The sequence below is a fragment of the Micromonospora sp. DT81.3 genome (assembly GCF_049847225.1).
Taxonomy (GTDB): Bacteria; Actinomycetota; Actinomycetes; order Actinomycetales; family Microbacteriaceae; genus Microbacterium.
Window position 1 is genome coordinate 79434 of sequence record NZ_JBNCNY010000007.1, and the last position, 13604, is coordinate 93037.

Genomic DNA, 13604 nt, shown 5'->3' on the forward strand with positions numbered 1-13604 from the left:
GTCGCCTCACATCTTCATCGAGAGTCCCCCGTGTCGAAACTTGCCGTTCTGAGCCTGAGGAACAGGGCGCTCATCGCCCTCATCACGATCGCCGCGGCGGTGTTCGGGGGGCTGGCGCTCACCAGCCTCAAGCAGGAGCTCATTCCCTCCATCGAATTCCCACAGCTCGCGATCGTGTCGGCGTACCCCGGCGCCTCGCCGGAGGTCGTCAACAACGACGTGTCCACGCCGATCGAGTCGGCCATCCAAGGCGTGCCTGGGCTGGAGTCGACCACCGCGACCAGCACGACCAACGCCTCGATCATCCAGGTGTCCTTCACCTACGGCACGGACCTCGCGACCGCCGAGCAGAAGCTCAACCAGGCCATCAACCGCATCTCCGGCGAGCTTCCCGAGAGTGTGGATCCGCAAGTGTTCTCGGCCTCCATCGACGACTTCCCGGTCATCCAGCTCGCCGTCACCGGCTACGACGACCAGCAGACGATCCAGGCGCAGCTCGAGCGCTCCGTCATCCCCGAGCTCGAGGACGTCGAGGGGGTCAACGCCGCCGCGATCGTCGGCGGCATCGGGCAGCGCGTCACGATCACTCCCGACCAGGCGGCGCTCGCCGCCGCGGGCTTCACGCAGCAGGCGATCCGCGACGCGCTCGACCAGAACGGCGTGCTGTTCCCCGGCGGCGAGATCACCGAGGACGGCAGCACGCTCACCGTGCAGACGGGCGAGAAGATCGAGTCGGTCGAGGCCATCGCGGCGCTGCCGCTGGTGCCGTCCGATGCGGAGCAGGCCGAATCGGGACTCGTCACCATCGCCGACGTCGCGGCGGTCGCTGAGGAAGCCGACCCGATCACCACCATCTCTCGGGTGAACGGCGAGCCGGCGGTCACCGTAGCGGTCACCAAGCTGCCATCGGCCAACACCGTCGAGGTCTCCACCGGGGTGCTGGCCGTGCTGCCGGAGCTCGAGGACTCTCTCGACGGCGCGGCGTTCACGATCGTCTTCGATCAGGCGCCCTACATCCAGGAGTCGATCAACGCCCTGGCGGTCGAGGGCATGCTCGGCCTGGTCTTCGCCGTGCTGGTCATCCTGATCTTCCTCATGTCGGTGCGCGCGACGCTCGTCACGGCGATCTCGATCCCGACCAGCGTGCTGATCACCTTCATCGGCATCCAGGCCTTCGGCTACTCGCTCAACATCCTCACCCTCGGCGCGCTCACGATCGCCATCGGACGCGTCGTCGATGACTCGATCGTCGTCATCGAGAACATCAAGCGGCACTACGTCGGCGAGGCCGACAAGCTGCAGTCGATCCTGCTCTCGGTCAAAGAGGTGGCCACCGCCGTTTCGGCCTCCACGGTCACGACCGTCGCCGTCTTCCTGCCCATCGCGTTCGTGGGCGACGTGACCGGCGAGCTGTTCCGACCCTTCGCCCTGACCGTCACGATCGCCATGGTGGCATCCCTGTTCGTCTCGCTCACGATCGTTCCGGTGCTCGCGTACTGGTTCCTCCGCCCCGGGAAGCCGGTTCTGGATGCCGCCGGCGCGGCGATCGATCCGCAGGATCCGGCAGCCCCGCCCTCGCGCCTGCAGAGGTCGTACCTGCCGATCCTCCGCTGGACGCTCAGGCACTCCGTGGTGACTCTCGTGCTCGCCGGCCTCGTCCTCGTGGCGACGTTCGCCCTCGCGCCGCTCATGAAGACGAACTTCCTCGGCGACTCGGGGCAGAACACCTTCACCATGACCCAGAACCTTGACCCCGGGGCCAGCCTGGAGGCCGAGGAGGCCGCCGCGACCGAGGTGGAGGCGGTTCTTCAGGACGTCGAGGGCATCGAGACCGTGCAGCTCTCCATCGGATCCAGCGGCTCGGCGCTGCGCGACGCCTTCACCGGCGGCGGCAGCGGGATCACCTATTCCATCTCCACCTCCGAAGACGCCGACCAGGTCGCACTGCGCGCAGAGGTGCAGGAGGCGGTCTCCGAACTGGAGGACGCCGGGACCTTCACGGTCGCCGGCGGCGGCGGCTTCGCCGGCTCATCGGATGTCGAGATCAACGTGTCGGCGACGGACCGGGAAAGCCTCGAAGTCGCCACGCAGGACGTCGTGGACTCGCTCGACGGGGGGGACGGTGTGGGCCAGGTGTCCAGCAACCTGAGCGACGCCCTGCCGTACATCGCGGTCACCGTCGACAGCGACGCCGCTTCGCAGCTCGGCCTGAGTGAGGTTGCGGTCGGCGCGATCGTCTCCAGTTCGATGCAGCCCCAGTCGATCGGAACCGTCGAGATCGACGAGACGTCCCTCACCGTGTACCTGGCGGCATCTCAGGTTCCCGCGTCGCTCGACGAGCTGCGCCGGCTGCCGATCCCCTCGCCCACGGGACCGATCCCGCTCGAGCAGGTCGCCTCGGTCGAAGAGACCGTGGGTCCGACATCCGTCACCACCCAGCGCGGTCAGCGGGTGTCGACGGTCACCGTCACGCCCTCGACCGACAACCTGACAGCGGCGTCGGCGACGGTGACGGCGGCGCTCGAGTCCGTCGATCTGCCGACCGGAGCGAGCGCCGAGGTGGGGGGTGTGCTGACAGAGCAGCAGGATGCGTTCACGCAGCTCGGGCTGGCGCTGCTCGCCGCCATCCTGATCGTGTACATCGTCATGGTCGCGACGTTCAAGTCGCTTCGTCAGCCGCTGCTGCTGCTGATCTCGGTGCCGTTCGCGGCGACGGGCGCCATCCTGCTGCAGATCATCACCGGAGTGCCGCTCGGCGTGTCGTCGCTGATCGGTGTGCTGCTGCTGATCGGCATCGTCGTCACGAACGCCATCGTGCTCGTGGACCTCGTCAATCAGTACCGCGAGAACGGGCTGCTCGTGCGCGACGCGGTGGAGGCCGGCTCGGCCCGGCGCCTGCGTCCGATCCTGATGACGGCGCTGGCGACGATCCTGGCGCTCACCCCCATGGCGATCGGGATCACAGGCAGTGGCGGCTTCATCTCTCAGCCGCTCGCGATCGTGGTGATCGGCGGACTGATCTCATCGACCGTGTTGACCCTCGTGGTGCTGCCGACCCTCTACAACCTGGTGGAGGGAGCACGCCAGCGTCGTGATGGGCGGCGCGCCGCCGACGGTCCGGACGCGCAGCCGGCCGCCACGACGGGTGAAGGCGTGAGCGCCCTTCCGTCGGCAGCGCCCGTGCAGCAGACACGACGTGCGCGTCGGTCCAGTTCGGAGTGATCTCCGCGCGCGTCGGAGCCTCGTCCTGCCCTGGCGGTCCGATGGTCGGATCGGGCGCATCGGAGGGCACCCCCAGCTGGCGGGTGAGGACGACGAGCCACGCGAACATGAGGCTGAAGACGATGAACTCGAAAGCGGCCAGATTGATGACGCCGAAGCCGAAGAAGACGCCCCAGAACACAAGCGAGACACCGACCCGTCGCGTGGCGATGGCCACCCGCCGGTGCATGCCGCGCAGCATCCATCGGCTGGAGACGAGCAGGCTCGCGAAGGACAGGACGGCACCGCTGGAGCCGCGCTCGTGAATGAAGAGGTTGACGTTGAGGGGGGCGAAACCGACCAGCGAGAGGTGGATGCCGATCAGTGCCACGAGGGCGGGCACCACATGCGCGGCGCGCCGGCTGGTCAGCAACGGGGAGCCGGCGTGCCGCTGCATCTCGATGCGGAGTCGCACGGCGAACAGCACGAGCATCGCGCTGGCCGCGACGATCGTCGCGTTGAAGGAGTAGCCGGAGAACTCCCGGAAGGTGCCGAGCCGGCTGAAGTGCAAGTGCCACCAGTGCTCGTCGGGGGTGGTGAAGATGGCCAGCAGAGTGCCGGCGACGAGTACGCCGGCGGCGGCGAGGACGGCTTGTGTGGGAGTCGTCAGGCGGACGACGGTCGCGAGCGGGGCGTCTCGGGAGGGGGCAAAGGGCGGCGCTACGGCGATTAGTGCCACAATCAGGAGTCTTTCGTGAGTCGGTTGATCATCGCTCTCGCCCCTGAAGTCCCCAGGCTACGGCCGCCCACCCCCAGATGGAGAGCGCTGATCCGGTCCGTGTTCCCCAACAGCAGCGCGCATCTCTGCCTCGAATGTACCGTCGATTCCTGACAAACGGGAATCAGGCCGGGTCTTCTTGCCCGGTCACGCCCAGGAAACGGATGAAGACGGCGATCCAGCCGAAGATCAACGCGAACACGATGATCTCGAAGGCCGTCAGGCCGAAGTAGCCGACGACGAAGAGGATGACGGACGCCACGGTGGCGCCGAGGAACGCCCACGAGGAGACGAAGTAGGTGCGCGGCATCCCGGCGAGCAGTTTCGGTCCCCCGATCAGCAGCGTCAGGAACATGATCGCCATCCCCGTCGCGGCGAGGTTGTGGATGAGCAGGTTGACATCGACCGGCACGATGCCGACGAACGCGAGCATGATGCCCATTACGACGAAGAGGCTCGACACGATGCGCGACGAGCGCGGATTGGTCAGTCGCCCGGACGCCATGAGCGCATCCATATCGACCGCGATGTAGACGGCGAAGGAGGTGACCAGCAGCCCGCCCGCGATGAGGGTGCCGTTGAACACCCAGCTCGAGAGGTCGTCGAACGTGCCGAGCTGGCTGAAGTGGACAGCCCACCACTCCTTGTCGGGCGTTGTCACCATCGCCGTCAGTGTGCCGAGCACCACGAACGTCATGAGCAGCGTCGACATGCGCTGCGTCGTCATGCGCGACGCGGAGAGGAAGACCAGGTACGCCGTCATCCCGAGCGTCACGGCCATGAGCACGACCGCCCAGAATGTGATGACGGGCAGCCCGATGAAGCCGAGGCTCAGCACGCGGTAGGTCGCGTATGTCGCCAGGAAGGCCAGCGCCGTATGGGCGATGACGACCGAGATGGTGTTGACCGTGTACTTCCAGGCCGGCAGCGACAGGCGCCACTCCTGACCGGGACGCAGCCGTGCGCGCCAGTATCCGACCGCTGAGACTGCGGCGGCCACGACCGCGGCCCCGATCGCGGCAAGCATGCCGAACGACCACACGCCGTCGAAGAGAGGCTCACCGGCGGCGACGAGCGCGACGATCAGGCCGTACACCGCCCCGACCGCGCCGCTGAGGAACGCGATGTAGATGGCGGCCGACTCCACCCGCAGTGTCGGCACGCGCCCCTCGTCGGGGATCAGGGGGGAGGTGTCGCGGCGCGGGCGATCGTCGGTCATGGCGCCAGTGTAGGCGCATGGCGGCGCCCGGCGATCGCGGCGCTCATGGACGCTTCTGCAGCCATGGCCGCAGCCGCCGGGTGACCCACGGGAGCACCACATAGGTCATGACGGGTGTCAGCAGGATCGTCGTGGACAGCACGCGGACGACGAGCGGCAGCTCGGCGAAACCGGGGATGAAGCCGAGCAGCCACAGTGCCAGCAGGTTGGTCGGGAAGAAGCCGAGCCAGATCGTGACGGCCTGCTTCCACCGAGGCGGTGCCGCAGGAATCGGGCGCCGGATGGGCCCGGTCGCCGGCAAGGGGGCGAGTGCGCTCTCCAGTGTCGCCTCTCGCGGCGCGTCCCCCGCGGCTTCGGTCGACGCATCCTCGCCCGTTCCGCCCGGGGCATCCGCATCCGTTCCGGCCGGGGCATCCGCATCCGTTCCGGCCGGGGTATCCGCATCCGTTCCGGCCGGGGTATCCGCATCCGTTCCGGCCGGGGCATGCTCGCCCGTTCCGGCCGAGGCGTCCTCGTCTGCGCGTTCCGCGTCCTCTGCCCCCGGCATCCGCGTCTCGATGTGCGTCGCGAGCGGTGCGTCGAACCATCCCTCGATCCCGGTGCGGCGCTCGACCCGGCCCTCCTTCGCGAAACCCCTGCCCGACTCGAGCCACCACGTGCGCTCGCCGGAGTCCTCCCACGCCTCGAGGGTCGGGATGTCGCGGAAGCGGTAGAGCATGAACCACAGGTCGCTCTTCTCTCCCGCGCGCACCCAGCCCGACCCGAGGAACCCCTCGAAGGTCGTGGCGAGATCCGTGCCGGCCTGCATCCACGCCGTCGCCTCTGCGGTGCGCGCCGGGTCGATCCGCCGTTCGATCGCCACGGTGATGGGGTGTGCCTCGCTTTCTGCCATTCAGCCATCATCGCGTTCAGCGACCCTTCGGGTACACACTCGCTCACGCGATGTTGCCGCCGGGCGGTGCGAGATCTCGCGGACGACGCCGACGGTGCCACCTTCTCGACCGGGATAGCGCGCATCTCGCGGAACCCTGAGCACCATGGTGGCCGAACGAGCAGCGGGTGGGTTGCGGGCAGTCCACTCGCCGGGCGTCCTCACAGGGTCCGCTGCGGGGCATCCGCTAGAATGAAGGGTCGGCTCTGGACACCGCACATGCTGTGCGGATGGGTTTGTGAGTCCAAGGGGCCGATGGTGGGGGCGAATCCGCCCCGGCGACCATCACGTTGAATGGCCCCCGGCCGACGATAGTCCGGGCAACTCCGTGCCGCATGTGCGGCGTCGGCGCAGCAGTGCTGCGCGCGATCAGTGGAGTGCTGTTCTCAGCCGAGACAACCCAGAAGGACACTCCCATGCCCAAGAACAAGAAGCCCGCCGGCGGACGTCCGGCAAAGAACTTCGAGCCGCGCTACGGCGAGAACAAGACCTCGTTCCACGACCGCAACCGTGGTGCCGGTGCACCCGCAGCGACCAAGCCGGGCAGCCGCAGTGCCGGTCACCGCGGCTTCCGCGCCGCCACCGAGGAGTCCTCCGCCTCCGGTGCACCGAAGGCCCGGTGGACCTCGGCGCAGCGCGCTGGTCGCGACGAATCGCGCTCGATCCGCACGCACGCCCACGGCGACCGCCCCGCGCGCTCCTACGACGAGCGTCCCGCTCGTTCCTACGACAACCGCCCGCCGCGCTCGAACGACGACCGCCCCGCGCGCTCGTACGACGATCGACCGAAGCGCGACTACGGCTCGGACCGTCCGGCTCGCTCGTTCGACGACAACCGTCCGGCGCGTTCGAACGATGACCGTCCGGCTCGTCGCCAGTACAGCAGCGACCGTCCGGCCCGTTCGTACGACGACAACCGGCCGGCGCGCTCGAACGATGACCGTCCGGCTCGTCGCCAGTACAGCAGCGAACGTCCCGCTCGCTCCTACGACGACCGCCCGAAGCGCGAGTACACCTCCGATCGGCCCGCACGGTCTTACGACGACAACCGCCCGGCCCGTTCGAACGATGACCGCCCTGCCCGTCGTGAGTACACGAACGACCGCCCGGCCCGCCGTGAATACGGCAACGACCGCCCGGCTCGCCGTGAATACGGCAACGACCGCCCGGCTCGTCGTGAGCACACCAACGACCGCCCGGCCCGTGCGTACGATGACCGCCCCAAGCGGGAATACAGCGACCGTCCCCGTCGCGACGCCCGTCCGGCGACGGCCGGCCGCTCCGACTGGAACGCCACACCTGCTCGCAGCCACGCCCACGAGCAGCACGTCGACGTCGTGCACGAGCGCCTCCAGGGCGAGGCGGTTCAGGCAACGGACGTCGAAGGCGTGAGCTTCGGCGACCTCGGCCTGGGGGACAACATCGTTCGCACGCTGGCGGACCTCGGCGCTGCGGCGCCGTTCGCGATCCAGGCCGCGACGATCCCCGAGATCATCGCCGGTCGCGATGTGCTGGCCCGCGGCCGCACCGGCTCCGGCAAGACCATCGCCTTCGGCGCGCCGCTCGTCGAGAACGTGCTGCGCGGACTGGCAGGCGTGCGCCGTGAGTTCGGCCGCAACCCGAAGGCGCTCATCCTCGCGCCGACGCGTGAGCTGGCGCTGCAGATCGACCGCACTATCCAGCCGATCGCGCGGAGCGTCGGCCTCTTCACCACGCAGATCTACGGTGGCGTGCCGCAGGCCCGCCAGGTCGGGGCGCTGAAGAAGGGCGTCGACATCATCATCGGCACTCCCGGACGCATCGAGGACCTCATCAACCAGGGCAAGCTCGACCTGTCCGACATCAGCGTCGTCGTCATCGACGAGGCAGACCACATGTGCGAGCTCGGCTTCCTCGAGCCTGTGCAGCGGATCTTGCGCGAGACCGCTGAGGGCTCCCAGAAGCTGCTCTTCTCGGCGACGCTCGACCGCGAGGTCTCTGCGCTCGTCGACGAGTTCCTGGTCGAACCCGCCGTGCACGAGGTCGCCGGCGAAGACCAGGCCTCCAGCACCATCGAGCATCGCGTGCTCGTGATCGAGCACCGCGACAAGGCCGAGATCCTGGACCAGCTCGTGGACCGCGAGGGGAAGACCCTCGTGTTCGCCCGCACGCGCGCCTATGCCGAGATGCTCGCGGAGCAGTTCGACGACGCGGGCATCGCCGCGGTCGCCCTGCACGGCGACCTCAACCAGCAGAAGCGCACGCGCAACCTCGAGCGCCTCACCTCGGGCCGCGTCAACGTGCTCGTCGCCACCGATGTCGCCGCCCGCGGCATCCACGTCGATGACATCGATCTGGTCATCCAGGCCGACGCTCCCGACGAGTACAAGACCTACCTGCACCGCTCCGGCCGCACCGGCCGCGCGGGCAAGGCGGGTCGTGTGGTCACGCTGATCACGCGCCAGCGTCGCCGTCGCATGGACGAGATGCTCGATCGCGCCGAGATCGAGGCTCCGTTCACCGACGTGCGCCCCGGTGATGACACGATCAGTGAGCTGGCCGGTCGTTTGATGACGAACGCGGACCTCACGGCGTAGGTCCCGCGCGCCACGATCAGAAGCACCGCGAGAGACCCGGAAACGTGTTGCTCGCGGTGTTTCTGCGTGGGCGGATCAGGGTAGCAGCGTCTCGATCAGTTCGACCGCGCGCGGTGCGCCACCGGCCGCCGCGAGCTCGGCCGCGACGCGCCGCGCCGAGGCTCGGAAGGACGCATCCGTCCTCACTCGGTCGAACGCCGCCGCGATGGCCTTGGGCTTCGGTGTGCCGGTGCGCAGGTTGATGCCGGCGCCGGCGCCGGCGACCCGGGCCGCCACCTCCGGTTTGTCGAGGTCGCCGCCCCCGATGACCAGCGGAATGCCGCGTGCGAGCACGGCCAGAACTCCGCCCCAGCCCCCGTTGGAGATCACGGTGTCCACCCGCGGGAGAAGCTCGGCGTAGGGAAGGAAGCCCGCCACACGGGTGTTCGCCGGCACCGGAAAGGGAAGCCTGTCGCGGCCGTGTACTCCGGTCGTGACGACGACCAGCACGTCGTCTCGGTCGGCGAGCGCTTCGGTCGTGGGGCGGATCAGGTCCTCTGGATCGATGTTCTGCGTGCCTTGGGTCACGTGGACGATCACCCGGCCGTGGAGCTCGGCCCACCATGGCGGGAGTTCGGCGAGGGGGTGCACCTTGGCAGCCGATGTCAGCTCGCCGACGTAGTGCACCCATGCCGGACGGTCGGTCCGGTGGTGATCGAGCGCCGGGATGCCGCTGGCGATGATGAGCTGGCGTGAGAAGACGGCCTCGTCGTACGCGGGTGTCGCCTTCGGCAGATCCAACGCCACCCGTGCGCGCTCGGTGGGTGCTCGCAGAGGACGGGAACCCAGCGGAACCGCGGCGCGCAGGAGGGCATCCCGCGCTTTCGTGAGCGGATTGCGTCCCGGCTGCAGCCCGATCCCGGTGGGCGGTCCCTGCGCGCTGCGCAGGTTCAGGGGGAGCACCGCGACGTTCGCCCATGGGCATCCGGTGCGCTCCGCGAAGAGGGCCGGGGCGATCGACGCTTCATCGGAGACCATCACGTCCCACGGCTGACGCGCCCACTCCACATCGAGATCCTCATTCTGCTTCGGGGCGGTGTTGATGAAGAGGTCCTCCATGTTGATGAGCAGCTGGGAGAGGCCCTTCTTTCCGACGAGCCGGGGAAAGGTCGCGGACACATTGTTCTCGTCGAATTCCGGCGCCGCGCGCCAGGGCACCAGGGTCCCGCCCACTGCTTCGATCCGCCCGCGGAACGCCGACCCCGTATAGACGCGCACGTCGTGACCGCGTCTCACCAGCTCGGCCGCGACGGCGCTGAGCGGCGCGACGTGGCCCGTGAACGGCATCACCGAGATCAGGAACCGTGCCATCGGAGCCTCCCGGGACAACCTTGGCACTGGATGCGGCGGCGGTGCACCCCTCGACCCGTCCGCGCCGTCAGAACAGCGTCGCCGGCTCCTGTGTCACGGCGGCGGCGGCCGCGCCCCGACTGGTCGTGACCACTCGAGATCGGGCGGCGAGCCCGGAGACCGGCACCCCCCCCGGCGTCTCCTCCTCGGTGCGCCCGTCGAGCCCGTGCACCCGCAGCAGCGGACGCACCCGTTTCGTCAGCCAGGAGCGGTAGGCCTTGGGAGCCTCGACGGCCGCGCCCGGGTAGAGGCCCAGGTACGACGAGACCAGGTCCGGGTGCTCGCGACGGAGCCACTGCATGAACCACGGTTTCACTCCCGGGCGCAAGTGCAGCGCGCCGAAGACCACCCGCGTGGCGCCGGCCGCCTTGATGCGCCGGAGCGCGTCGTCGAGAGCGGCTATCGAGTCGGAGAGGTGCGGGAGGATCGGCATGAGGAACACCGTCACCCGGAACCCCGCCTCGGTGGCGGCGCGAACCGTGTCGAGCCGCGCTTGGGTCGACGGTGTGCCCGGCTCGATGGCCTTCTGCAGCTGCTCGTCGAAGACCGCGATCGACATCGCGAGGGTCACGTGCACCTCACGCGCGGCATCCGTGAGCTGAGGAAGGTCGCGTCGCAGCAGCGTGCCTTTGGTGAGAATCGAGAACGGCGTGCCGGAGTCCGTCAACGCGGTGATGATGTCGGGCATCAGCTTGTAGCGCCCCTCGGCGCGCTGGTAGGGGTCCGTGTTCGTCCCGAGCATCACGGGCTGCTTCGTCCAGGAACCGCGGTGCAGTTCCCGCGTCAGCACCTCGGCGACGTTGACCTTCACGATCACCTGCGTGTCGAAGTCCCGCCCGCCGTCGAGGTCGAGGTACTCATGGGTGCCGCGAGCGAAGCAGTAGACACAGGCATGACTGCAGCCTCTGTAAGGGTTGACCGTCCAGTCGAACGGCATCTTCGAGGCGCCGGGCACGTGGTTAAGGGCCGACTTGGCCATCACCTCGTGGAAGGTGACGCCGGCGAACTCGGGCGTGGTGACTGAGCGCACGAGGCCGTCGATGTGCTCGAGCCCCGGCAGGGCGGCGGCATCCGCCACACCCAGCTGCTGCCCCTGCCAACGCATGCTTCATTGGAACATAGATACGAATCTGGGTCAAGCGATGGGGCGCACACAATTCCGAATCGTCGATCAGCCGTGCGCGGGGGAGAATGGGCCAGTGACGGTCCCGGGTTCACAGCACGCTGCGCGAGCGCGCCCGACGGCGCTGCTCTGGGTCGCCGCCGCGCTCGGGGGCGTGCTCATCGGCGGCTCGGCGACCGCCGCGAGCCTCGCCATGACGACGCCGGAGCGCCCCGAGGCGACCCAGGTGGTTCAACCCCCGCCGCCGGCCACGGTGGGCTCGCTGCCGCGCCCGATGGTGTCGGCGGTACCTGCCGCGGAGTCGCTCTGCGCCCTGCCGGCGGTGCAGGCGGCGCTGGCGGCCGGGGATGACGCCGCGGTGATCGCCGCCAGCGGGGGCGCCATGCGCTTCCGGTCGGCGATCGCGGGCGGCGCCGCGCCGTGCATCTCGCTCGCCGACCCCGGCCGCATCTGGGTGGTGATCAACAAGCAGCGCCCGTGCGATCCGATCGACTTCCAGCCGTCCGGGATAGCGGTGCCCGCGTCGACGCGCACCCTTGGCGATACCGCGCTGCGCGGGGATGCCGCTGCCGCGCTGGCCGCGATGATCTCCGCCGCGGCGGCTGCGGGCGCCGGTGAGGTCGCCCTCGACAGCGGGTTCCGCTCGTTCGCCACGCAGCGCACGACGTACGCGACGCAGGTGGGTGCGCGCGGCAGGGCCGGCGCCGAGCTCATCAGCGCGCGCCCCGGATTCAGCGAGCACCAGACGGGCCTCGCCGCAGACGTCGTGGCGTGCGCGAACGGGGGCTGCGGATCGATCGAGCAGTTCGCGGCGACTCCGCAGGGCGCCTGGGTCGCCGAGCACGCGTGGGAGTACGGCTGGGTCGTGCGCTACCACGACGGCCAGACGCCCCTCACCGGCTACCAGCCCGAGCCGTGGCACCTGCGCTACCTCGGCCCGGACCTCGCCCGGGCCTACCACGACGGCGGGTTCCGCACCCTCGAGGAGTTCTTCGCCCTGCCGGCGGCGCCGGACTACGCCGGTTAGCGGCATCCGACAATCGCGGTACTCAGTTTCACGATCGTGGGATGCGATCCCACAGCGCTCCGCTGGGAGCCGGCCGCTCGCGGGTAGGATCTATGCGGCGACGGCGCCTCGACAGGCCCGTCCGAGATCCCCCAGGGGCACACAGGAGGCACCGGCATGGACCGCGACATCTACGACGAAGACCACGAGGCATTCCGCGACATGGTCAAGGACTTCGTGAAGCGCTACGTCACGAATGAGGCCCGCGAGAGGTGGGATGCCGCCGGCGAGGTCGACCGTGACACCCTGCTCGCAGCGGGGCAGGCCGGCATCCTCGGTCTCGCGGTGCCCGAGGAGTTCGGCGGCGCCGGCATGCTGCAGGACTACCGCTTCCGCGCGATCGTGAACGAAGAGGTCATCCGCGCCGGTGCCGGCTCGCTGGCCGGAGCCCTCGGCATCCAGGATGACCTGGCCATCCCCTACCTGGTCCACATGGGAACGCAGGAGCAGAAGGAGAAATGGCTTCCCGGCATGGCGACCGGTGAGATCATCGGCGCCCTCGCCATGAGCGAACCTGGCGCGGGGAGCGACCTGCGCGGCGCCAAGACCACCGCCAAGAGGGTCGAGGGCGGGTACGTCGTCAACGGCGCGAAGACGTTCATCTCCAGCGGCAAGACCGCGGACGTCATCGTCACCTTCGTCAAGACGGGCGAGGGGAACAAGGCCGACGCCTTCAGCCTCATCCTGATCGAGAACGGGATGGACGGCTTCGACCACGGCAAGAAGCTCCACAAGATGGGCTTTCAGGGACACGACACCGCAGAGCTGTCGTTCAGCGACGTCTTCGTGCCCGAGGAGAACCTCATCGGCGGCGAGGCCGGCCACGGCTTCGTGCAGCTCATGAAGAACCTGCCGCTCGAGCGCCTGTCGATCGGCGTCGCTGCCGCCGCCGCCGCACAGGCCGGATTCGAGTGGACGCTCGCCTACACCAAGGACCGCGAGAGCTTCGGCCAGCGGATCGTCGACTTCCAGAACACCCGGTTCCGCCTCGCCGAGGTCGCCGCCACCGTCGACGCCCTGTGGGCGTACATCGACCGGGCGATGCTGCTCTACAAGGACGGCGATCTGACGCCGGAAGAGGCGGCCAAGGTCAAGTTCTGGACGACCGAGCGCGAGTGGGAGGTGCTCGACACCTGCGTGCAGCTGCACGGGGGCTACGGTTACATCACCGAGTACCCGATCGCCCGCGCGTTCCTCGACGCCCGCGTGCATCGCATCTACGGCGGCACGAACGAGATCATGCGCGAGATCGTCGGCCGCCAGCTCGCCGGCAAGCGCTAGGTCGCTCGAGGCGGGCGGCCGCCTCACGCCGCCGGCTGCA

Annotated in this window: 7 protein-coding genes and 3 pseudogenes; 4 read left to right on the forward strand and 6 right to left on the reverse strand. The window is 69.0% G+C overall.

Annotated elements, in window-relative coordinates:
- Positions 1-30: 30 nt before the first annotated feature.
- The gene (locus tag ACPW96_RS16185; protein ID WP_425884297.1) at positions 31-3222 is read left to right on the forward strand and encodes an efflux RND transporter permease subunit; all 3192 of its coding nucleotides are present in this window, start codon (positions 31-33) and stop codon (positions 3220-3222) included.
- Between the two features lie 94 nt (positions 3223-3316).
- On the opposite strand, the pseudogene ACPW96_RS16190 reads toward ACPW96_RS16185, so the two are convergent.
- The 4 genes and pseudogenes from ACPW96_RS16190 to ACPW96_RS16205 all read right to left on the reverse strand — a co-directional run.
- Positions 3317-3940 (reverse strand): annotated as a pseudogene (locus ACPW96_RS16190) (hypothetical protein); the annotation flags it as partial.
- Positions 3941-4103: 163 nt separating this feature from the next.
- On the reverse strand, positions 4104-5198 hold the full coding sequence (locus ACPW96_RS16195; protein WP_425821992.1) for a DUF998 domain-containing protein: 1095 nt from the start codon (positions 5196-5198) through the stop codon (positions 4104-4106).
- Between the two features lie 43 nt (positions 5199-5241).
- Positions 5242-5466, reverse strand: a pseudogene (locus tag ACPW96_RS16200) (antibiotic biosynthesis monooxygenase); the annotation flags it as partial.
- Positions 5467-5871: 405 nt separating this feature from the next.
- Positions 5872-6090, reverse strand: a pseudogene (locus ACPW96_RS16205) (antibiotic biosynthesis monooxygenase); the annotation flags it as partial.
- Between the two features lie 455 nt (positions 6091-6545).
- Between ACPW96_RS16205 and ACPW96_RS16210 the strand changes: the two are divergent.
- Positions 6546-8705, forward strand: a complete 2160-nt coding sequence (locus ACPW96_RS16210; protein WP_425884298.1) for a DEAD/DEAH box helicase — start codon at positions 6546-6548, stop codon at positions 8703-8705.
- A 75-nt stretch (positions 8706-8780) separates the two neighbouring features.
- Here the strand turns inward: ACPW96_RS16210 and ACPW96_RS16215 are convergent, their stop codons facing one another.
- Positions 8781-10055, reverse strand: coding sequence for a glycosyltransferase (locus tag ACPW96_RS16215; protein WP_425884299.1), 1275 nt, complete (start codon positions 10053-10055; stop codon positions 8781-8783).
- 67 nt (positions 10056-10122) lie between these two features.
- Positions 10123-11199 (reverse strand): Rv2578c family radical SAM protein, encoded by a 1077-nt coding sequence (locus tag ACPW96_RS16220; protein ID WP_425884300.1) that lies wholly within the window; start codon positions 11197-11199, stop codon positions 10123-10125.
- A gap of 94 nt (positions 11200-11293) precedes the next feature.
- Here ACPW96_RS16220 and ACPW96_RS16225 point away from each other — a divergent pair, with 94 nt between their 5' ends.
- Both ACPW96_RS16225 and ACPW96_RS16230 read left to right on the forward strand, forming a co-directional pair.
- A complete protein-coding gene (locus ACPW96_RS16225; protein WP_425884301.1) occupies positions 11294-12244 on the forward strand; it encodes a M15 family metallopeptidase in 951 nt (316 codons plus the stop codon).
- 156 nt (positions 12245-12400) lie between these two features.
- Positions 12401-13564 carry an acyl-CoA dehydrogenase family protein gene (locus ACPW96_RS16230; RefSeq protein ID WP_425821980.1) on the forward strand — a complete coding sequence of 388 codons (1164 nt, stop codon included), beginning with the start codon at positions 12401-12403 and terminating at the stop codon, positions 13562-13564.
- The last annotated feature ends 40 nt before the right edge of the window (positions 13565-13604 follow it).

What these genes read in the sequence shown, in the direction of transcription:
- ACPW96_RS16195 (WP_425821992.1), bottom strand. Translation starts at nt 5,198, where the DNA reads ATGACCGACGATCGCCCGCGCCGCGACACCTCCCCCCTGATCCCCGAC.
- ACPW96_RS16210 (WP_425884298.1), top strand. Translation starts at nt 6,546, where the DNA reads ATGCCCAAGAACAAGAAGCCCGCCGGCGGACGTCCGGCAAAGAACTTC.
- ACPW96_RS16215 (WP_425884299.1), bottom strand. Translation starts at nt 10,055, where the DNA reads ATGGCACGGTTCCTGATCTCGGTGATGCCGTTCACGGGCCACGTCGCG.
- ACPW96_RS16220 (WP_425884300.1), bottom strand. Translation starts at nt 11,199, where the DNA reads ATGCGTTGGCAGGGGCAGCAGCTGGGTGTGGCGGATGCCGCCGCCCTG.
- ACPW96_RS16230 (WP_425821980.1), top strand. Translation starts at nt 12,401, where the DNA reads ATGGACCGCGACATCTACGACGAAGACCACGAGGCATTCCGCGACATG.